Annotated in this window: 19 protein-coding genes; 1 reads left to right on the forward strand and 18 read right to left on the reverse strand. The window is 47.5% G+C overall.

The annotated features are described in order from the left end of the window. The 18 genes from mraY to DMN77_RS04300 all read right to left on the reverse strand — a co-directional run bounded on the left by mraY (position 1) and on the right by DMN77_RS04300 (position 21,967). A complete protein-coding gene (mraY, locus tag DMN77_RS04215; RefSeq protein WP_068782049.1) occupies positions 1–966 on the reverse strand; it encodes a phospho-N-acetylmuramoyl-pentapeptide-transferase in 966 nt (321 codons plus the stop codon). Positions 967–991: 25 nt separating this feature from the next. Further along, positions 992–2,386: a UDP-N-acetylmuramoyl-tripeptide--D-alanyl-D-alanine ligase gene (locus tag DMN77_RS04220; RefSeq protein WP_372775450.1), complete on the reverse strand. Its 1,395-nt coding sequence runs from the start codon at positions 2,384–2,386 to the stop codon at positions 992–994. After that, positions 2,386–3,876 carry a UDP-N-acetylmuramoyl-L-alanyl-D-glutamate--2,6-diaminopimelate ligase gene (locus tag DMN77_RS04225; RefSeq protein ID WP_179013697.1) on the reverse strand — a complete coding sequence of 497 codons (1,491 nt, stop codon included), beginning with the start codon at positions 3,874–3,876 and terminating at the stop codon, positions 2,386–2,388. Before DMN77_RS04225 ends, DMN77_RS04220 begins: the two co-directional genes overlap by 1 nt. 133 nt (positions 3,877–4,009) lie before the next feature. After that, positions 4,010–5,971 carry a stage V sporulation protein D gene (locus DMN77_RS04230; RefSeq protein WP_068782051.1) on the reverse strand — a complete coding sequence of 654 codons (1,962 nt, stop codon included), beginning with the start codon at positions 5,969–5,971 and terminating at the stop codon, positions 4,010–4,012. Between the two features lie 82 nt (positions 5,972–6,053). Then, the gene (locus DMN77_RS04235) at positions 6,054–8,276 is read right to left on the reverse strand and encodes a penicillin-binding transpeptidase domain-containing protein (protein WP_068782052.1); all 2,223 of its coding nucleotides are present in this window, start codon (positions 8,274–8,276) and stop codon (positions 6,054–6,056) included. Between the two features lie 24 nt (positions 8,277–8,300). After that, entirely contained in the window at positions 8,301–8,717 is a 417-nt protein-coding gene (locus tag DMN77_RS04240; RefSeq protein WP_068782053.1) for a hypothetical protein, read from the reverse strand. A gap of 1 nt (position 8,718) precedes the next feature. Further along, entirely contained in the window at positions 8,719–9,699 is a 981-nt protein-coding gene (rsmH, locus tag DMN77_RS04245; protein ID WP_068782054.1) for a 16S rRNA (cytosine(1402)-N(4))-methyltransferase RsmH, read from the reverse strand. A gap of 252 nt (positions 9,700–9,951) precedes the next feature. After that, positions 9,952–10,389 (reverse strand): division/cell wall cluster transcriptional repressor MraZ, encoded by a 438-nt coding sequence (gene mraZ, locus DMN77_RS04250; RefSeq protein WP_068782055.1) that lies wholly within the window; start codon positions 10,387–10,389, stop codon positions 9,952–9,954. 259 nt (positions 10,390–10,648) lie between these two features. Next, entirely contained in the window at positions 10,649–11,914 is a 1,266-nt protein-coding gene (locus tag DMN77_RS04255) for an adenosylhomocysteinase (RefSeq protein WP_179013699.1), read from the reverse strand. Positions 11,915–11,975: 61 nt separating this feature from the next. Then, positions 11,976–13,613, reverse strand: a complete 1,638-nt coding sequence (bshC, locus tag DMN77_RS04260; protein ID WP_179013700.1) for a bacillithiol biosynthesis cysteine-adding enzyme BshC — start codon at positions 13,611–13,613, stop codon at positions 11,976–11,978. Between the two features lie 142 nt (positions 13,614–13,755). Beyond that, the gene (locus tag DMN77_RS04265) at positions 13,756–14,703 is read right to left on the reverse strand and encodes an ABC transporter ATP-binding protein (RefSeq protein WP_068782058.1); all 948 of its coding nucleotides are present in this window, start codon (positions 14,701–14,703) and stop codon (positions 13,756–13,758) included. Then, the gene (locus DMN77_RS04270) at positions 14,696–15,694 is read right to left on the reverse strand and encodes an ABC transporter ATP-binding protein (RefSeq protein WP_068782059.1); all 999 of its coding nucleotides are present in this window, start codon (positions 15,692–15,694) and stop codon (positions 14,696–14,698) included. Before DMN77_RS04270 ends, DMN77_RS04265 begins: the two co-directional genes overlap by 8 nt. Positions 15,695–15,705: 11 nt before the next feature. Further along, positions 15,706–16,632 (reverse strand): ABC transporter permease, encoded by a 927-nt coding sequence (locus DMN77_RS04275; RefSeq protein ID WP_179013960.1) that lies wholly within the window; start codon positions 16,630–16,632, stop codon positions 15,706–15,708. A 30-nt stretch (positions 16,633–16,662) separates the two neighbouring features. Continuing rightward, positions 16,663–17,595 carry an ABC transporter permease gene (locus tag DMN77_RS04280; RefSeq protein ID WP_068782061.1) on the reverse strand — a complete coding sequence of 311 codons (933 nt, stop codon included), beginning with the start codon at positions 17,593–17,595 and terminating at the stop codon, positions 16,663–16,665. A gap of 211 nt (positions 17,596–17,806) precedes the next feature. Further along, entirely contained in the window at positions 17,807–19,507 is a 1,701-nt protein-coding gene (locus DMN77_RS04285) for a peptide ABC transporter substrate-binding protein (protein ID WP_179013702.1), read from the reverse strand. A 232-nt stretch (positions 19,508–19,739) separates the two neighbouring features. Beyond that, a complete protein-coding gene (locus tag DMN77_RS04290; RefSeq protein ID WP_179013704.1) occupies positions 19,740–20,123 on the reverse strand; it encodes a DUF3397 domain-containing protein in 384 nt (127 codons plus the stop codon). Positions 20,124–20,178: 55 nt separating this feature from the next. Continuing rightward, entirely contained in the window at positions 20,179–21,177 is a 999-nt protein-coding gene (locus DMN77_RS04295; RefSeq protein WP_068782064.1) for a ketopantoate reductase family protein, read from the reverse strand. A 136-nt stretch (positions 21,178–21,313) separates the two neighbouring features. Next, positions 21,314–21,967: an RsfA family transcriptional regulator gene (locus DMN77_RS04300; RefSeq protein WP_068782065.1), complete on the reverse strand. Its 654-nt coding sequence runs from the start codon at positions 21,965–21,967 to the stop codon at positions 21,314–21,316. A 344-nt stretch (positions 21,968–22,311) separates the two neighbouring features. Here DMN77_RS04300 and DMN77_RS04305 point away from each other — a divergent pair, with 344 nt between their 5' ends. Continuing rightward, positions 22,312–22,548 (forward strand): DUF2626 family protein, encoded by a 237-nt coding sequence (locus tag DMN77_RS04305; RefSeq protein ID WP_068782066.1) that lies wholly within the window; start codon positions 22,312–22,314, stop codon positions 22,546–22,548. Positions 22,549–22,654 lie beyond the last annotated feature (106 nt).

Genomic DNA, 22,654 nt, shown 5'->3' on the forward strand with positions numbered 1-22,654 from the left:
CTACAACCCCTTGTTCAAATAAAGTCCAACGACAGCTAGCACGAGGCCGACCGCCCAAAATGTCGTGACAACACGCCACTCCGACCAGCCTGACAGCTCGAAATGGTGATGGATCGGGCTCATTTTGAAAATTCTTTTACCGCGTGTCTTGAAAGAGATTACCTGCAAGACGACCGACAGCATCTCAATCACGAAGACGCCGCCGATGACTAAAAATAGCAATTCACTCTTCGTCACGATCGCGATTCCGGCAATCGCTCCGCCGATGCCAAGCGAGCCCGTATCGCCCATAAATACCTTGGCCGGGTGCGCGTTGAACACTAGAAATCCAATCACTGCCCCGATCATAGCCGCTGCGCAGACTGCTGCTACCATGGAGGTAGCCTGCATGGCGATAATCGCATATGCACCGAAAGCAATGCCGCTGACGCCGGACAGAAGGCCGTCGAGGCCATCCGTGAAGTTGACCGCGTTGCTGATCGCCAGCATCATCACAATAATAAATGGATAGTAGAACCATGGTCCCAAATCAAAGGCAAAGCCCGTTCCTGGGATGCCAATCGCTGTGCTATGTCCTTCCGATACAAGCAATGCAGTAATAATACCGGCGAATAGCAGTTGACCAAATAGCTTCTGCTTAGGTGTCAGTCCCAGGGATCGTTTGAATACAATTTTAATGTAATCATCCAGAAACCCTACCAGCCCAAAGCCGAGCGTAGCCACCAGCAAGACGTAGAAGTCCGTGTTCACTACAGAGAATTTTAAATAGGCAATCGTAAAAGCTAATATAATGACGACCCCGCCCATTGTAGGCGTGCCCGCTTTCTTCTGATGACTCTGCGGCCCTTCTACACGAATTTGCTGACCGAATTTCATCCGCCGCAATAAAGGTATTAATAGAGGGGCTGATATGACAGCCAAAATGAAAGATACTCCAATCGTTAATAAGATAAGTCCGTAATCCATGGGATCACCCTCCTCTCGCCGGTAATTATTGATGTAATTTGCTATGTTTGACCGCTTCGACGACTTCTTCCAGCTTCATTCCGCGTGAGGCCTTCACCAGTACCACATCTTTCGGATGCAGTACACTGATTAACTTATGAATAAGCTCGCTTTTATCATCGTATGCATAAATATTGTCCAGAGCGAGATGTTTCTTCGCCCCAACAGCAATTTCCTTGCCCAGGCGCCCAAAAGTAAACAACAAATCCGTATTTTCTGTTGTTAAATACTCGCCTACTTCTTGATGGAACTGCACTTCATCTTCTCCGAGCTCAAGCATATCCCCGAGTATGGCGATTTTATTCCGACATCCCTTCATCTTGTGCAGCACATTCACAGCCGCTCTCATAGAAGTAGGGCTCGCGTTATAGGCATCGTTCAGGATCGTTACCCCGTTTGCGCCTTTAACAATTTCAATCCGCATCCCAGTTAGCTCCGCGTGCTTAAGGCCTTCCTTCATATCGGCCTCCGCCACGCCATAATGCCTGGCAACCGCAAGTGCCGCGAGGCAATTTACAACATTATGCTCGCCAAGAAGCGGCAGCTCAAGCGGTGTCTCCCCGACATTTGGGGTGAACAGGGTACCCTGCTCCAGGAACATGATTCCGCTCGGATAAATATCATCATTTCCATTTACACCAAAAGTCAGTGTATGCAGCTGCTCCGGTTTTGGTGTATTCGGATCAGCCAGCACCTCCGTAATTAGCGGTTCATCGCCATTGTATACGAACAAGCCGCCCGTCTTCATTCCCGACAGAATCTCCAACTTGGCACGGGCAATCTCTAGACGGGAACCGAGCTGCTCCAAATGCGATTCACCGATATTGGTGACGATCGCCACCTCCGGTTCCGCGAGCTTTGAAAGAAACTCGATTTCATAACGACCGCTCATGCCCATCTCGAGCACAGCCACCTCGGTATCCTCCGGCATGGCCAGGATAGTAAGCGGCATTCCAATATGATTGTTATAATTGCCGCCCGTCTTATGCACCTTGTAAGTAGTAGCCAGCAGGGCATACAGCAGGTCCTTTGTCGTTGTCTTCCCGTTGCTGCCGGTAATTCCGACTACCTTAGCACCTACGGCTGCTAGATAGCTCTTAGCGAGGAGCTGCATCGCTTCAAGGGCGTCGTCGACCAGAACAGCCGGTCCTGGAGGGTTGCCCTTAGAGCGTTCCCACAGCGCGGCTCCTGCCCCGCTCGCCAGACTGTCTGCAACGAAGGCGTGCCCGTCGAATCTCTCGCCAGACAAGGGTACGAACAGGCATCCCTGCTGAATATGTCTGGAGTCAGTAATTACTCCATGAATGATTAGGTTGTTATCTTCGACATTAGCCACCTGTCCGCCGCACATGGCGGCAATGTCCGCTAATTTTCTTTTTATCACTTTACTAAACCCCTTATCGCTTCTTTGGCTACAAGACGATCATCAAAATCATGTACTTCCTTACCAATGATCTGATAGGTCTCATGTCCTTTCCCCGCAATCAATACTACATCGTCACGGCTTGCCATTTCAATAGCCTTTTGAATCGCGGCATGGCGGTCTACGCTGAGCTCGTAACGTTCTAGCGGAATATTGTCCTCGATAAGCCCTGCCTCAATATCTTTCAAGATCAATGCCGGGTCCTCCGTCCGCGGATTATCCGATGTGATAATAACGTGATCTCCATACTTCGCTGCGATCTTGCCCATGATCGGACGCTTCTTCCGATCGCGATCTCCACCGCAGCCGAACACGCATATCACCCGGCCCTTGGCAAATTCATTGACCGTGCGCAGTACGTTCTCCAGACCGTCCGGAGTATGAGCATAATCCACAATAACCGCAAAAGGCTGGCCCTCGTCTACAGCTTCAACCCGGCCTTCAACCCCCTTGATCGATTCCAGACTCTGTTTGATGCTCTCAAGCGGAATATCTTCCAATAGAGTTGTTGCGATAGCAGCCAGGGCATTATATACATTGAACTTGCCGACCATACGCAATGCGATGTCTGCACTGCCGCGGAAAGTCTCTACATGGAAGCTGGTTCCCCGCGCTGTCACGGAGATATTCGAGGCTCTGACATCTGCTCGATGGTCCACCCCATACGTAATCGTCTCTGCTGAAGTCAGCTTCGCAAAATAATCAGAAGCTGCATCATCCGCATTCAACACCGCATAACTCCGTTCAGCCGGATCTTGCGGATACTCGTTGCCAAGGCGGGAGAAGAACAAGCCCTTTGCTGCTTTGTAGGCCTCCATCGTCTCATGGTAATCAAGATGATCCTGAGTCAGGTTAGTGAACACCGCAGTGCGGAAATGCGTCCCTTTGACCCTGCCCTGTTCAAGCGCATGCGAGGATACCTCCATTACGCAATGAGACGCGCCTCCTTGCACCATTTCGTGCAGGTAGTGCTGCAAGTCCAGCGCTTCCGGAGTCGTCCGCGGCATAGGGACTGCCTTGCCATCAAAGCGGCGCTCGATCGTACCGATTAACCCCGGCTTGTTGCCTTGATCCAGCAAAATCTGCTCAACCAAATAGGTTGTTGTTGTTTTCCCGTTCGTTCCCGTAATACCGATGGCTTTCAAATGATTGCTGGGATAATTGAAAAATACATTGCCGAGTACCGCCATAGCGAGACGGCTGTCCTTCACTTTAAGCTGCGGCAGCGGAACCTCTTCCAGGAAGCGCTGTACGACCAGCGCACTGGCCCCCTGCTCAGCGGCTTGCTTCGCATATTGATGGCCGTCAACGGTATGTCCCGGCAGACAGAGAAACAAATCGCCGGGCTTCACTTGTCTGGAATCAAAGCAGATTCCCTGACAATTGGCGTTCTCATCTCCCGAAATTTCCGAAGCTATTAAATAAGATGCTAAATCTTTAAGCAGCATATAGGACCCCTCCGTCAAAATCTTACCGATATTTATAGTATCGCCAAAACAAATTCAATTCAGGATATTATTTCACTGAAATGATAAGTTGACGGTACATCTTTCTTTCACGTCCATATCTTCTTGCCTTTGGCTACTCATGCTCATGATCGTGCTCAAGCTCTTGTTCGGCCTCAGCCTCGCTTCCCATATAAATGCGGATTGTTGAGCCCTTATCCACTCTTGTACCCGCTTTGGGCGCCTGATTGATAACGATAGAACCCGCTCCTGATTTCACCAAATTGAAATTCATGTTCATATCTTCATAGATATCCTGCGCTGTGTAGCCGATCAGATCAGGAACCGTAACAACCGGCGTCTCGCCGTATTTATACTTCTTCGCAACCTGATCCTTGCGCGGCGGAATCTTCAAATAGTCAAGCGCATCGGCAAGGATATTGCGCACGATAGGCGCTGCTACCACGCCGCCGAACTGAATTCCCTGCGGATTGTCCACCGCTGTATATACGACGATTTGCGGATCATCCGCCGGGGCAAACCCGATAAATGACACGATATGCTCATTCGCGGAATAACGTCCGTTAACTACCTTCTGAGCTGTCCCCGTCTTCCCTCCAACGCGGTATCCATCGATGAATGCATTGCCGCCTGTGCCGTTCGCTACCACACTCTCAAGCGCGGCCCGCACCTTCTGTGAAGTTTCCTCAGAGATCACCTGACGGACAAGCTGCGGCTCTGTAACATCGACGATCTGTCCGGTATCCGGATTCGTCCATGATTTGGCCACGTAAGGCTTGAATAGCTTGCCTCCGTTAATCGCTGCCGACACGGCGGTGATCTGTTGGATCGGCGTCACCGACACCCCTTGGCCAAAGGACGTAGTTGCCAGCTCTACCGGACCGACTTGGGACAGTTTGAACAGAATGCCATTCTCTTCACCACTGAGATCGATTCCAGTCTTGCTGCCAAATCCAAAATCCTTAATATACTTAAATAAAGACTCCTTGCCAAGCCGCTGCCCCAGAGCAACAAACCCAGGGTTGCAGGAATTCTCGACAACCTGCAGGAAGGTCTGGCTCCCGTGTCCACCCTTCTTCCAGCAGCGCAATGTAGCTCCTCCGACCTTGGCAAAGCCAGGATCATAGAAATGATCATGCTGAAGATCCACCTTCTGTTCCTGCAAAGCCGCCGCCAGCGTAATGATCTTAAAGGTAGAACCCGGTTCATAAGTCATCCAGATTGGGAGATTCCGATTGTACACCTGAGGATCAACATCCTGATAGGTGGCCGGATCATATCCGGGTCTCGCTGCCATACCCAAAATCTCGCCTGTTTTCGGATTCATCGCAATCGTCAATGCGGAGTCAGCATTTAGCCTAGCCATCGCTTGATCAAGCTCGCGTTCTATAATACTCTGAATCGACTTATCAATAGTCAGCTGCAGATTCAGTCCATCCTTAGGCTCCACGTAGACCTCTGATGAGCCAGGCATTAACCGTCCACCGGCATCGGACAAATAAGATACACTGCCATTCATCCCGCTAAGTTCACTGTCATATTTACTCTCCAGCCCCGTCAAACCTTGATTGTATCCTCCGGTGAAGCCCAGTATATGCGCGGCAAGTCCTCCATAAGGATAATATCTTTTATTATCTTCGGCAACAACAATACCCGGCAGATCCAAATCACGAATTTCCTGTGCCTTTTCCATCGTAATTTTGCGACCCCCGGGCTGTAGCCTGACTATGGATTCTTTCTTAGTGATTACTTTAAGCACAGCTTCCTCGCTCATCCCGAGCAGCGGCGCCAAACTATGCGCTGTCGTCTCCGGTGATTTCACCTGCACAGGGATGGCCATAACCGTAGGAGTCGTAACATTATAAGCGAGCACATTCCCATTGCGATCACTAATCTCGCCTCGCTTCGCGGAATAAGGAATATTGCGCCGCCAGGAATCCTCTGCCTTCGCCGACAATTCCGCCCCCTTGCCCAATTGTACATAAGCTAGCCGGGCAACAAGAGCCATGAATAGCACACATAGCATAAACAGCAGCACGAACAGTCTTCTTCTTATCGTAAGCCTGGAGATTTTCATAGAAAGCGGCCCCCCTGTTTCATCCTGAGCATTAATTGGTTTCATATCATAAATATTCAGGACAAACAGGGGTTAGAACAAGCTATGGAGAAGAACCCGAGCTCTCATCGGGATTCTCCTCCCGAGCAGCTTCATCGTTCTGCTCATCTTGCCCCGATTCCTCACCTTCCTTGATCGGAGGCTCAAGTACAAGATCGATTCGCCTCTTGCCATTCTCCTTCGTCAGAGTTTGAGAGACAACATAACCTTCACCTTCTATATTCACTTCCACACCTATAGCAGAGAGCAGCTCCATTGCATCCCTCAGAGACTGGCCTTTCAGACTCGGGATGTTTACTTTATCCCCTTCCTCTGACAGTAAATACATATGTTGGCCTGTCTTTAATATGGCACCGGCTTTTGGAAATTGCGAGACAATCTTTGTGCCTTTGCCAAGCGTTGCATAGTTGATGCCCAGACCGGCAAGCTTATTCTTGGCCTCCTGAACGGACAAGCCTTTTAAATCCGGAGCCTTGATTCCGTTATTCGCATTATCCGACGTAGTCTTGGTGTCAAATTTCTTAGGCACGCCTAAATATTGCAATGTCTGATTCATAATCTTCTTAAAGATTGGCGCAGCCGCCGTTCCACCGCCCAGATCAGAATCCTGCGGCTCATCGATAACCACCAGCATCGCTATTTTCGGATCATCCACTGGCGCATATCCGATAAAGGATAAAACCTGCTTCTTGTAATCATATTTCCCGTTAATAACCTTCACTGCAGTGCCGGTCTTGCCTGCAACCCGATACCCGTCGATATAAGCATGACGCCCACTACCGATCTTCAAATCCGAGACGACCTGCTCCAAATATTCACCGGTTTTCTTCGCACTTTCCTGGGAAATAACTTGCTTAACAACCTCTGGCTGCGTGACCGTTGTCTCACCTGTCAGCGGATCCGTAATGGACTTGACGATATGCGGTGTCATCAGCTTTCCTCCGTTAGCAATGGCCGCCACTGCAGCCACCTGCTGTAAAGGAGTAACCAGCAATTTACCGTGACCATAAGTCATCGCCGCGTAGTCTGCCTGCTGCTCCGGTGATACGACGCCCTTCGCCTCTCCCGGAAGCTCGATTCCCGTAGCTTGTCCGAAGCCGAAATTATCAACATACTGCTTCATCAGATCAGGACCCAGCATTTCATAACCCAGCTTGACGAAGGCGACGTTACTGGAACGCTTAACCCCTTCCATGTATGAGATGCTGCCCCAGCCCGAACGTCTGACATCATGAATGGTCTGTCCAGGTACGCGGATGCTGCCTGACATATAATAACCGTTCGGATTGAACAGGCCCTCCTGTACCGTAGCCGCCAAAGTTACAATCTTAAAGGTCGAGCCAGGCTCATAGACCGATTTGATCGCATGATTATAAAAATTTTTCTGGTCTACATCTACCCAGTATTCATTGGGATCATAGCTTGGCAGATTCGCCATTCCCAGAATCTCCATCGTCTTCGGATCAGCGGCAATCACCGTCATACTGATCGGCCTCAGCTGGTTGAATGCCTCTGTCATCGCGTCCTCAATATAATACTGTATTGTATCATCAATTGTTAACCGAATATCTTTGCCATCTTTTGCCGGGGTGTAAACTTCGCTCGCTTTCGGGATCTCAATCCCACGGCCATCGCTCTTATATTCAATGGCTCCATCTTGCCCCGTCAGCTCTTCGTCAAAGGCAGCCTCAATCCCGGATACCGCCTTTTCTTCACGATTCGTATAACCAAGCACATGCGCTGCAAGACTATTTTTAGGATAATAGCGTTTGCTCTCTTTCAGCAGCAAGATACCTGAATCCGGAATTTTATGCTTTTCCTTCAATTCGTCCGAGAACTTCTCAACCTGATCCCGAAGCTCCTGATCAATCTTCCATCCTTCATTTCTTACTTCACGCTGCGAATAGAAGCCGCCATTCTCTCTCTTGGCATTTACAAGTTTTCTTAATTCACCCTCATCCTTGTTAAGCAGTTGATGTAACCCCTGTACGACCTCCTCCTGCAATTCGTATTTATTAATAATTTGCGGATTCACCGCGACAGTATAAGCTGGAGCATCAACAGCCAGCACATCGCCATTCCGGTCGGTAATTGTCCCCCGGGTGGCAGTGAGCACCTTCTTCTTAGACCATTGATTTTCGGCATAACTTTGCCAGAAATTATTTTCTACAACCTGTACCCAGAACACTCTGAGCATCAAGACAGCAAAAAAGAGGGTAATGATTCCCCCTATCAGCAGTGTACGAAGCTTTATTCTTTTGATCATAATAAAAACCTCTTAATACTCAATTTATCGAACAGTTGCAACATCCGTATCCTGATTCTCCGTTGTCGTCGAATTCGGTACTTGAACATGGACGCCTTCATTTACCGGCTCAACATACCCTAGCTTGGCTGCTTCTTCAGGAATTCGTTCCTCCAGCTTCTCCTTCTGGATCGACAGTTCCTTCACCTGAACATTAATATTTTGAATCTCTGTGTTTAGATTAAAAGCTTGCCGTTTAATATCATACAATTGCGAATTTTGCCATAGCAATCCACCCATGATGCCGACGCAGAAAAGAATCGTCACCATATACAGCAGCTTCTCACGAATGGGAAGCGGTGACCTGCGAGTTACTACCTTTGTTGTCTCACGGTAGCGCGGATTCTGTCCACGTGCCGTTGCCTTCTCTTTTACTGCTAGATTTCCACGTGTATACGCCATCTCACTTTCCCCCTGCTGTTTCTATGGATTGCAATTTCTCCGCCACGCGCAGCTTGGCTGAACGTGCTCTGGAATTAAGCGCCAACTCTTCCTCAGAGGGAACGATGGGCTTCCGGTTTATCAATTTCAACTGTCCTTGGCCCCCGCATACACACATTGGGAAATCCGGAGGACAAGTGCATTTCTCTACATAACTGACAAAAATCTGCTTGCAGATCCGGTCCTCCAAGGAGTGGAAGGTAATAACGGAAACCCTGCCTCCTGGAGCCAGGCAACGAACTGCCGCATGCAGCCCTTCTTCAAACGCTCCCAGCTCATCATTTACCGCGATACGCAGCGCCTGAAAGCTTCGCTTGGCCGGGTGGCCTCCGGTTCTTCGCGCTGCTGCCGGAATGCCTGCCTTGATGAGTTCGACCAGTTCACCCGTCGTCTCAATTGGAGAGGTTTTACGTTGGTCTACGATAACCTTGGCAATTCTGCGCGAGAATTTCTCTTCGCCGTATTGGAACAGAATCCGTGCAATCTCCTTCTCAGGCCAATCGTTGATGATATCGCGAGCCGTAAGTGCAGCGGACTGATCCATCCGCATATCCAGCGGCGCGTCAGCATTATAGCTGAACCCACGTTCGCCTTCATCAAACTGCGGGGAAGATACCCCCAGATCGAACAAAATACCGTCTACCTGTGGCAAACCATCCTGCCTTGGAACAAAATCAAGCTCCAGCAGCTTCTCTTGCAAATGACGAAAATTACTCTTCACCAAAGTAAGGCGATCCCGATAGGGAGCAAGCACCTCTTTGGCGTTTTCATGTGCCCAATCATCCTGATCGAAAGCGATCAATCTGCCGCCTTCACTGAGCTGTGACAAAATGACTGAGCTGTGACCTCCGCCACCCAGCGTACAATCTACATATATACCGCCTGGCTTAATGCTCAGCCCTTCTGTCGCTTCTGCCTTTAATACCGTGATGTGATGGAACAAGACTGCAGCCCTCCAGACTGTTTTTGAGGTCATTCAAAAGTCCACTTTTGATCACGAAGCAGCACTGAAAGTCTATTCGACATCGAATCTTGAATTCACCCGGGCTTTCCGATGCTCTCGTACCCAAACGTACGCTCCGCTTCTCAATCCCTAGCTTCATCCAACCTTCTTGGTGCTGAAAACTGGACTTTTCGAACATCTCATTTAGTAGATAAAATACTTTAAATTACTTAAAATACTTTTTGAATTTCCTTACAGGTCGAAATTGAAGTCGACCAGTTTCTCGGCGATTTCATTAAAAGATTCTTCCGACTGCTCAAAGTACTGTTCCCATGTCGAGCGGCTCCAAATCTCAACGCGATTCGACACCCCCAGCACCACGCACTCTTTCTCCAGCTTCGCATATTGCCTCAGGTTGCTTGGTATGTTTACCCTTCCCTGTTTATCCCATTCACATTCGGTAGCTCCAGAGAAGAAGAAGCGAGTAAACGCGCGAGCATCGGATTTCATTAGTGGTAAAGTCTTGAGCTTCTGCTCCAGCAGTTCCCATTCTGTTACGGGATACACAAAGAGACACTGATCAAGACCACGGGTAACAACAAAAGAGGTCCCCAGAAGATCGCGAAACTTAGCCGGAATGATAATACGGCCCTTCTCATCAATGCTATGTTGGAATTCCCCCATAAACATCGGCTTCGCTCACCCCTAACCTCTTTCCCCCACATTACACCACTTTACACCACAATGAAGGTTATATTCAACATATTAAGGAAAATTCCTGCTAAAAGCAAAAAAAATATTTGGAAATTCAATTGATGAAAACAGCCAAAAAAAGAACAAGCTTCAAGGTTATCCAACCTCGAAGCCTGCTTTCTAGGGGAAATTGGTATTATTTTCAGCATATTGCTTGGCAACATCTTATAAGGAGATATCCTTTAGTCGGCTTGGCTTAGTGCTCCTGCCAGCTATCCAGATAAGTACGCTGCTCATCTGTCAGAGTATCGATGTTAACGCCCAGACTCTCTAACTTGAAGCGGGCCACCTGCTCATCCAACTCATACGGCACATTAACGACCGTCTTGCCGATCCGCTCGTACTGCTCATTTACATACTTAAGCGATAGCGCCTGCAGAGCAAAGGTCATATCCATGATTTCCGCCGGATGTCCGTCTCCTGCAGCGAGGTTCACCAACCGCCCCTCCGCAAGGAGATAAAATTTCCGTCCGTCCTTCAAATGATATTCCTCAATGTTGCGACGCACAGTTCTGATCGAGATGGAACGCGCCGCTAGCTCCGGCTTGTTCACTTCCACATCAAAATGTCCCGCATTGGACAGGATTGCTCCATCCTTCATTACATCGTAGTGTTCGCCCCGGATCACGTCCCGGTTCCCCGTGACAGTTACGAAGAAGTCGCCTATCTTGGCCGCTTCTGTCATCGGCATCACCCGGAATCCGTCCATATGGGCTTCCACCGCTCTGATCGCATCTACTTCAGTGACGATCACATTCGCTCCAAGCCCCTTGGCACGCATCGCTACGCCCTTGCCGCACCAGCCATAACCAACGACGACAACCGTCTTGCCGGCTACGACCAGATTGGTCGTCCGGTTGATGCCATCCCATACGGATTGGCCTGTTCCGTAGCGATTATCGAACAAGTATTTGCAATAAGCGTCATTGACGGCGACCATCGGGAATTTTAACTGCCCTTCCTTATCCATCGCTTTCAAACGCAAAATACCTGTCGTTGTCTCCTCCGCACCACCGCGTATGTTCTCAAGCAGATCGGGGCGTTCCGAATGGAGGATGGTCACCAGGTCTCCACCGTCATCGATAATCAAGTCCGGCTTCGTCTCCAGCGCGCGAATCAACAATTGCTTATACTCCGCAGGCTCCGGATTATATTTGGCATACACCGTAATGCCATCCTCCACCAGGGCAGCACACACATCGTCCTGCGTAGAGAGCGGATTGCTGCCGGTAATCGTCACTTCTGCACCACCAGCCTGCACTACTTTAGCCAAATAAGCGGTTTTCGCCTCAAGATGAAGAGATATGGATACCTTCAGTCCCTTGAAAGGCTGCTCTGCTTCAAACTGCTTGCGAATCCGTGAAAGCACAGGCATATGAGCCTCTACCCAATCGATTTTCAAATGGCCTTCAGGAGCAAGCCGCAAATCTGCAATCATGCTATTTTCAACTGCTTTGTTCATCCCATTTCCTCCTTGGCTAGTATAGTCCCTCAAAACAAGCCATGCGGTATCCGGTCCAACACTATAAATAGATGATACGATGCTCCCCGGAAATATCATAAGGAATTTCCAACAGGTGATCGAGCCATTCATTTCCATAACGGTTCAGATAGTAGAAAATATTGTAGACCCGCTCCTGCGGCTTATGTTGTGGAAAGAGCGATAATTCGATTCGATCGAAATGCCGAAGCCCTGCTGAGTTAGCCTTGCCAAGCGCATCTTTGGCCCGGCCGCGCAAATATTCCATCTGCTCGACGATCTTCTCCCGATTGGCAGCCCCCAGCTTAAGCAAGCCTGCTTGAATTCCCCCGAGCTGTTCGATCAAGGGATCGTACAGTTCCGTAAAGGCAGCCTTGATCTGTTCAAAGCGTTCATCCAGATGCAAGGAATCCTGCTCAGCCAACCAATGCTCCTTTTTCTGTGCAAAGACTTTATGATCGCTCACATCAGCCCAGCTCAAATTGTATTTATCCATATGCTTATGAAGCGTTCCTTCTATGACTGTAAAAGACTCCCGGTTAAGCAGCAAAGGCATTTTTAACCCAAACGCCTTAAATGCCGATCCGGTTAAGGCCCAATAGGCGATTTCACCCGTTCCTAGCACCACCCCAAGTACCGGCAGCAGGCTATCCTGCATCAGCGGTCTGGTCAGCACATTGTTGCTGAACCGTTCAGGATGGCGACCAAGCTCTGACTTCAGCTCGTCCGCTGTGAAGTGCACTTTCCCTTTACGATCTCTAAATCTTCCATCATGCTTGAACAGCAAAAGACGTTCTCCTTCATGAATATAGAACAGGTTAGCTCCATCCGCGGCAACATCAGCTTGTGCCTGATAGCCAAGGGATTGACAGAGATCAGCTGCGGCACGATAAGCTGCTCCTAACCGGTCATTCTCGTCGATCATTCTCTCAAAGATCGGCGACTCAAGCTGTCTCAGAGCCGGATCAGCCGAATCAAGCAGCACCAATCCGTATTTGCCAAACCAGGTTCCCAGCAGCTTGGCAAAAGCATCGCTTAATGTAGGTGAGCCCTCCGACACTTGGCTAAGCAGTTCCAACAGCCCGGGTCTGAACTCGGTATCAGGCAGCAGCTGCTCCAACTCTGAGATCGCCTGCTCCCACTCTTCTCTGGCGATGGCATTCATGCTGACAGGCAAACGCTGCTCTGTCTCCCGTGCAACACGGATCCGTGCAACCGATAGATCCGCAGACAAGACATAGGTATGATTCACTTCATCCCAATCATGGTCCTCGCCTGCGATCCAGAACACCGGAACAACCGGATGATTCAATTGCTTCGCAGCATGCTGCGCTGCTTTGATAATCGTCGCTGCTTTATAGATGACAAGCAGCGGACCTGTGAACAGGCCGCTCTGCTGTCCACCAACGATTATGGCAGCATCCGGCTTCTCCAAAGTATCCAGAGAACGAGATACGGCCTCATGCGGATTATGTAGCAGATTATATTCACGCAATCTCTCAACGACTTGCCCGCGCGGAAGGCGCAAATGCTCTGATTCATGAAGCCATTCCAGCCTTTCCTTCCAGCTTGCTTCATTCATGGCATCATATTGATATAATTGCTGTACGCTCGAAAAATGATTCAGATAAGCCTCTGAGAGCGGTTTATTTAACGCCAGTGGCTCTTGCACAATATTCATCAGGTCATATCCCCCGTTCTACTCTTGATCCCTTAAAAATATATCATATGCTATCGATAAAGTGCATCCTTCAACCTAAAATAAAACTCCCACCTACGTCATATCAGGTGAGAGTTTCATTCCATTCATGATTGCTGTTCGATTAACCCTTGTTCGGCATGGAAACAAAATGGCCTTTCGAAACTTCCACAAGCTCGGAGTTCTCCAGATCATACATTCCACCACCGCCGGAGGCCCCATTAGCAGATTGAATCGGGCCATTATCGCCGTCTTCATGGATAATCCGCTTCTTATTCGCTTCAACCTCAGGGTCCGGAATCGGAATAGCCGATAAGAGCATCTTCGTATAAGGATGGATCGGATTGGCATACAATTCTTCACTTTCTGCCAACTCTACAATCCGGCCAAGATACATTACGGCAACCCGATCACTAATATGCTTAACCATAGATAAGTCATGGGCAATGAATAGATAAGTAAGTCCGAGACGATTCTGCAGATCTTCCAGCAGGTTAACGACCTGAGCCTGGATCGATACGTCAAGCGCTGAGATCGGCTCGTCACAAATAATAAACTTCGGATTTACCGCCAGTGCACGGGCGATCCCGATCCGCTGACGTTGACCACCGGAGAACTCATGCGGGTAACGGGTAGCATGGTCCGGGTTAAGCCCAACCATATCAAGCAATTCCTCAACCCGTTTCTTCCGCTCTTGACGCGATCCGGCCATGTTGTGAATATCGAGTGCTTCACCGATAATGTCCGTTACTGTAAAGCGCGGGTTCAACGATGCATACGGATCCTGGAAGATCATCTGCATATCGCGGCGCATCGCCTTCATTTTACCTGGGGAAAGTGTATTGATATCAACACCGTTGAATTTCACACTTCCTCCGGTTGGTTCATACAGACGCAAAATCGTACGTCCTGCTGTCGATTTACCACAGCCTGATTCACCAACGAGCCCGAGGGTTTCCCCCTCAGCAATAGAAAAGCTGATATCGTTAACGGCTTTGAGAACATTTCCTCCGCCGACATGGAAGTACTTCTTAAGCCCTTCTACTTCAATCAGGGTTTTGCCCTTACTCATTCGAATGCACCTCCTTGGCCATTGGATGCAGATCCCAGCACCGTGCATGGTGCGTATCGCTAAATATTGTTGATTCCGGATCGATACGCTCACAAATCTTCATGGCCTTATCGCAGCGCGCCGCGAAAGGACAACCGATCGGAGGCTTAATCAAATCCGGCGGCGTACCGATAATTGGAATCAGCGGCTCGCCTTTCTTCTGATCAAGACGCGGCATCGATCTAAGCAAGCCTTTGGTATAAGGATGCTGCGGGTTTTTGAAAATCTCCCATTTCGTTCCCGTCTCTACTACTTCACCAGCATACATTACAATAACACGATCGCACATTCCGGCAACGACACCAAGATCGTGCGTAATCAGAATGATCGATGTGCCAAGACGCTGCTGCATTTCCTTCATGACGTCCATAATCTGTGCCTGAATAGTAACGTCGAGCGCAGTGGTCGGTTCGTCGGCAATCAACAGGGACGGACGACAAGCCAGAGCGATGGCGATCATCGCACGTTGGCGCATACCGCCGGAAAATTCATGAGGATATTGATTAAAACGGGCTTCGGCATTTTTAATGCCGACCAGCTTAAGCATTTCTACCGCGCGCTTCTTCGCCTCACCCGCTGACATTTTCTGATGTTTAATGAGTACTTCAGTAATTTGCTTACCTATGCGAATCGTAGGATTTAAGGAGGTCATCGGGTCTTGGAATATCATGCCAATATCTTTACCACGAATAGCTTCCATTTGATGATTACTTTTCTTCAATATATCTTGTCCTTGGAACAAGATTTCACCTTGCTTAATAATTGACGGAGGGGACGGAATCAGGCGCATGATCGTTTGGGCCGTTACGCTCTTACCACTTCCGGATTCACCGACAATCGCAACCGTTTCCCCTTTACCCACTTCAAAGTTCATACCGCGAACAGCTTTTACTTCGCCGCCCTTAACCGAGAAGGAGACATGCAAATCTTTGACTTGTAAAATCGGCTCCATCATTCCACCTCCTAGTTTTTCAGATTTGGATCCAGCGCATCGCGAAGTCCATCGCCAAGAATGTTAAACGACAGCATGATCAAGCTGATCAGAACCGCCGGGAACAACATGCGCCAAGGATAATACAACCAACCGGTCAATGCGTCGTTAATCATCGAACCCAGCGATGCAACCGGCGCTTGAACGCCGAGGCCAAGGAAGCTCAAGAATGCTTCCGCAAAGATCGCATTCGGTACAGACAAAGTAACTGTAACGATGATTGGACCGAGTGCATTCGGCAACAAGTGACGGAACAACAAGCGTCCCGATCCCGCACCCATCGAACGCGATGCAAGCACAAATTCACGATTTTTAAGCTGCATAATCTCGCCACGAACAATCCAGGACATATTAATCCAGCCGGTAATCGTCAATGCGATAATAATCGTAACCAAACTTGGCTCCATAACAACCAGCAACAGAATCGTTACGAGCAAGTAGGGAATTGCGTATAAAATTTCAGAGAACTTGTTCATGATTGTGTCGACACGTCCGCCGAAGAAGCCCATAATTCCGCCATAAACAACCCCAATACAAAGGTCAATCAGAGCAGCAACTAAACCTACAGTCAACGAGATACGCGCTCCGTACCATGTACGCACGAACATATCCCGACCGAAGTCGTCCGTACCAAACCAGTGTTCTGCGTTCGGTTTCAAATTCGTATTTAACAGATCATTTGAATAATAGTTAAATTTAGACATCCATGGACCGATAATAGACATAATTGCGACGGCAATCAGAACAAACAATGCCGTCATAGCCAATTTATTTGAAAGCAGTCTGAGCCAAGCGTCCTTCAATGCGGAAATGCTCTCCCGCTGAATGACTTCGGCCTGCTTCTCATCCGTACCAATTCTTGCAAAGTCCTTTGCAGTCAGGTCTGCCGGTGCCGGCATCACTTTGATTTGTTGATTAGCATCCAAGGATTAGCCCTCCTTCCTAGCATTAAGCTTGATTCGCGGATCGATAAGTCCGTAAGCAATATCAGTAATCAACCGAGCAATCATCAATAATGCTCCATAGAAGATCGTGATCCCCATGATCATCGGATAGTCGCGAACTGTAATCGCTTGTACGAATTGTTTACCGATACCACCAATACCGAAGAGCTGCTCGATAACTACCGAACCAGTAACGATATTCGCGGTCATTGGCCCCATGTAGGTAACAACCGGCATAATCCCGTTGCGAACCACATGGCGGAACAAAATAGCAAACCAACTTAAGCCTTTAGCCTTAGCAGTCTTGATGTAGTCCGCATGCAGGACTTCTAGCATACTCGACCTCGTCAGACGGGCTATAAAGGCTATAGGCTGCGCTGAAAGTGCTGCTACAGGTAAGACATAATACATCGGCCCTTTGAATCCCATCGTAGGGAGCCAATGCAACTTGGAAGCAAACACATATTGCAACAATGAAGCAAGCACGAAGCTTGGAACTGCAATTCCGAGAACCGCTAGCACCATCGTCACATTATCTATAATTTTCCGGTGATAGAGGGCTGCCAGTAATCCGAGCAACACCCCGATAATGACGGATACAATGATCGCGACAAGCCCCAGTTTAAGTGAAGCGGAGAAAGTTTGTCCAATGATATCCGATACCTCTTGGTTAATCTTCTTCATTGAAATCCCCAAATCACCTTGAACGATATCTCCAAGATACTTAGTGTACTGCTGGAAAACGGGTTTGTCCAAACCATATTGTTCCATGAGACGCTGTCTGATCTCCTCTGGAACTTTCTTTTCCGACATGAAAGGATCACCCGGTATTGCTTTCATAAGAAAGAAGGTGGCGGAGATTAAGATGAACAGCGAAACCAATGTGTAGAATAGTTTGTTAGCAATGTAGCGCACCATACCCGTTAACACCTCCTCTTATAATTTTCGACAAAAAACGATATAAATCGATTTTAGGGCAAACCTTTTCATTTGTCTATTCGATAAATTTGCATATGACCACATAACTTGGAAGAAAGATGCAAAAAAAAGGGGATATATATGGAATACCACATATATATCCCAAACTTGCTATTTAATTATTCGTCATTTGTGTATTTTTACCGACAAATTATTCTTCAGTCAGGTATGCACGAGTGTAGTCTACCGCACCGCTGTAGTCAACAACTACGCCTTTAAGGTTTGGTTTCTCAAGCGCTACGTTAGTGTAGTAGTAGATCGGCATATAAGCCATGTCATCTTTAATGAAGATTTCTTCCGCTTTTGCGAAGTACTCATCACGCTTCTTCAAGTCAGATTCAGATCTAGCATCTTTCAACAGTTGGTCATACTCAGGATTGGAGTAGCCCAAGTCGTTGTTACCTGCGCCAGTCATCCACAAATCCATAAATGTCATCGGATCGTTAAAGTCAGCAGACCAGCCGCTGCGAGCGATTTGATAGTCAAGGTTTTGACGATTCTTCAGGAATACGCCCCACTCTTGGTTTTGAATCTTAACGTCTACGCCAAGATTTTTCTTCCACATGTCAGCAATTGCAGTAGCGACTTTCTTGTGTCCTTCACCGTTGTTGTGGATTAAAGTGATATCAGGCAGCTTAGTATAGCCTTCTTCCTTCATTCCTTCTTCCAGCAGCTTCTTAGCTTCATCAACGTTTTCTTGGAAGTACTCTTTATCGCTATGTTCAGTACGGAATTCACCTTCAGCGCCCAAAATACCTTCTGGTACAGCGCCATAAGCAGGAATTTGTCCGCCCATTGTAATCTTGTCTACAATCGCTTGGCGATCGATAGCCATCGAGAATGCTTTACGAATCTTAGCGTTCTGGAATGGTTCAGCTTTGGAGTTAAATTGATAGTAGTAGGTACCAGCGATACCTTTTACTTTATATTCATCAGGCAATTCTTTTTGTACGATTGGAATTTGGTCGGATGGGATTTCACCGTTAGGTGCGCCCGCACGATCAAGCTCGCCATTACGGTAGGATTCGAGTTCAGTAGCACCGCTCTCTACCAAAGACATAGAAATTTTGTTCAATTTAATGCTGTCTTTATCCCAATATTGATCGTTCTTTGTCACTTCAAGAGATTGACCGGTTGTCCAATTAGTCAACGTGTAAGGTCCGTTAACGATCATTTTGCTAGGATCAGTTGCCCATTTTGCATCATCCTTAACGGATTGATGAACTGGGTATAACGTATAGAATGAAGTCAAACCGAGGAAATATGGAGTTGGGTTAACCAATTCCACTTCAAGAGTATAGTCATCAGAAGCCTTTACACCAACTTCGTTGAAATCCTTAATAGTACCATTGTTGAACTCTTCAGCATTCTTGATATAGTACAATTGGTAAGCATAAGGTGCAGCTGGTTGTGTGTCAGGGCTTAGCACGCGTTCCCAAGCAAATACGAAATCTTTTGCTGTTACAGGATCGCCATTGCTCCATTTAGCATCTTTGCGAAGATGGAAAGTGTATTTCGTTCCGTCAACATCCCAAGATTCGGCAGCGCCCGGAACTTCTTTACCGTCAGCATCCAGACGTACAAGGCCTTCATACATCATTTTAAGCACTGTGTTCGCTTGACTGTCTTGGGCCTGTGCTGGGTCAAATGTTGGAGGTTCTGCGCTCAAGTTGATTCTCAATGTTTGATCCGCAGCCAACTTTACGTCACCTTCATTAACAGCATTGTTTGCTGCATTGTTGCCGCCGTTTGAAGCACCGTTCTTGCTCTCGTTCGATCCGCAAGCAGATAATAGCGTACCGACCGCAAGAACGAGTGTCAAAAGAAGCAATAAACTTTTACTCTTCTTCATCCTTGCTGTGTCCCCCTTAAGTATGTTTGTGGTATATGTTTTAAGATTATACAACCAGCGGTCAAAAAAATCCAATATAAATTTTCTGAAATAGAACACTAGTTAATAAAAATGAAACATTTAATTAACAAAATAGTCAGATATACAATATTGACATTTTGAGCTCATTACGCTAATTATTTGCGATTTTTTTTCAATATGTATTGCCCGTTCTCTTCTCACTTAGCTTGAACTAAATGGCAGAAATATATGTAAAAAAGCTAATGAGAAACAAAATAATGTAGACGATCCCTGCCCCGGCGAAAGTGAGGCGCCATACGGCGCGCAGCATCCTGCCCACATCGACTTTCCCCTTCAATCTGTTCTGGGCTCCGCCGATCAAACCCACGACAATCAAGAGAATAAGCAGTATTAAATAGAAGCCAAACTGGGAATGAAATACGTTATTAAACAGGATGGAGACAGACAAAATAAGGAAAAACGTTGTCACATCCATGGCCAGCAGCAATGAAGCTCTCTTTTCCTTTTTCAAGAAAATACTAATTAAATAGACCAGAAAAAATGGAATTATTGGCAATACCGTAAATATAAAAACCGGCGTTAATAGTACATCCAAGGCAGACCCTCCTTATAAACTGTAATTTTCAGACCTAAAACTAATTTTTATGTCCTTATTCGTCTGTGGCTTCGAGTCCCCTCACCAAACGCCATACCATTTCTTGTCCTGGAGCGGGTATATTGGCAGCCTGGGCCAACTTCACCAGCCGTCCATTTATAGAGTCAATTTCGGTCGGCGCTCCCTTAAGCACATCGCTTAACATCGATGAGGTATTCCCGGCTGTCGAGCGGCAGACAGATACAATCTGTTCATACATATTAGAAGGAATAGGGATTTGATGCGCTGCATAGATTCGCATTCCTTCCTCACATAACTGCCGAAGCATCACTTGGCGTGATTCCGTATTCAGCAGCTCTCCGTTTGGGATTCGCCAAATCGCAGTTAACGGATTAATCACCGCGTTTATAAGCAGTTTCCTATAAATTTCCCTATCGATGTCTTTCGACAAAAAGGCTTCAAATCCTGCCGATTCAAGCATTTTAAGCAAATCTTCTTCCTTGTTCTGCTCCTTCCTCTCATCTAATGAATCATCGTTATATCGAAGAAATTCGCCGGGTTGCGGGATACCAATCTGCGTAGCACCAGCGCCTGAACGAATAACGGAACGGGCGTCGCTGCGCTTTGCTCCTTCTGTCGTTACAGCTACATAGATATTCCTGTCCTGGAAGGCGCTTCGGAACATCTCGACATGACCAATCCCGTTCTGGAAGCAGACGATCCCCGTCTCCGGGCCGGCAAGCCGTCCAACGGCTTCAAGCAAGCTATGGTCGACACTGCGCTGCTTCGTCGTGATGAATATCCAATCAGGCTTTTCTCCTTCACTGATATCCCCTGAACCTCCGACTATATCATCTACCGGATGAGCCAAAATCATAGATGAAGCAATGCTCACAGGAACGGAATGCGGTTCCTCAACTTGAATTCCTTCTCCTGCCAACAATCGCGCCTGTTCCAACGTTCTCGTCCAGAAGCGAACCCGCACTCCCCGAGCGGCCAGCTTGCCACCAAATAACAGTCCAAGAGCCCCCGCTCCAATGATGTCTACGTTCATCCGAACAACCATCCTTCCTTAACCATCTACTATTTTATACCAGACCTGCCCCTATAAATACAAAGTACAATCCACTTCACCACAAGAAAATCCCGCCGCAATTGCGACGGGACCCTCGTTAATTCTATTGATTCTGCTATTCAATTCGCTCTAAATTGCCGTTAGCATCCATCTTGAATCTTGTCTTGCTCTCGTCTTCCTCTTCATTAAGAAAAGCAAGCCTTCTGGCCCGATCCATAATTTGAATCAAAGCTTTATAGTCATCATTTACGACGCGGTAATCACTCTGAACCTCGTTCACCTGCGAGAACAAGCGTTTATTCTCCTCGCGCAGATTATGCAGCTCCTCATCCTTCATACGCAATTCTTTTTCCAACATCTTCACGTGACGATTGCTGTCTTGAACCGTATTTTTCCACCCGCGCAAAAAGCGGATGACTGCATCAATCGAGATCGTCTCTTCGGTAACGCCGTCATTTTTGTAGATTCCCTCATCCAGCTCAACCGAGGTTAATGAGGCTACAGCCGGGCTTCCTGTCAGTGATCCCTGTTTCTTCATATAGTTTCTTTTTTGCCGTTGTGCTTTTGCAATTCCTATCGCTGCCTCATATCTTTTTCGTACACAACTGTTCCATCGGAAACCGCAAGCAGCCGCGGTTCTGCCGATCTTCTCCCCTACTTCTTCAAAGGCAGTCAGTTGGGTACTGCCCTCACGAATATGGCGCAAAGTCACTTCAGCCAGAATTAAATCATCTTCCGCACTCCACGCATCTTGTCTCACTGCTGTCATGCAATATAAACCTCCTAACGACATCCTAAATATACCGTCTCCAGCCTATACCCCGGCAGGCGAATGGGTGAAATAACTTCTTACTCCATTTCTATGCCTCTCATAGAGTTCATAGAATCTATTTGGTATTAAAATGTATTTCCATTTTCAACCTTGTCCATACATATCTTTGCAAAATACAAGCTATCCCCAGTGCGCTCCATGGTTACAACAATAATAAAAATCACATTTTATTAGGAATCTCATTCTTTTTAGTGACTTTCCGTTTACACTTGATAAGGTTACGGGTATAATAAATTGTAGAATTTGGATGAAGCGTATACATAGGAAAGGGGGATTCACGCTTGGCACGCATGTTCCGCGTCCTCGGCTTTTTCACACTCTCCATCGGACTTATGGCTTTTGCCGGGAACCTCATTGAAATGGCTTTGTTATTTTTTATGCAGACCGCATTCTTCATGCTGTTTGGCTATTTGAAATTCACAGAGAAAACTTATATCTTGTTGTTCTGGGGATATATGATTGTGGCTTTCACAGGATTCAGCTATTGGACGGTTTTCCAAATGGGGCTGCCGTTATAGTCTCCGACTTGCTTCTTCATTACAACAAAGAAGACGATTCGATAAACTCGGATCGTCTTCTTTGTTGTTCATATATTATAATCTATGCCGGTTCATTTCCTGATTT

It is taken from the genome of Paenibacillus sp. 79R4 (assembly GCF_013393165.1).
Taxonomy (GTDB): Bacteria; Bacillota; Bacilli; order Paenibacillales; family Paenibacillaceae; genus Fontibacillus.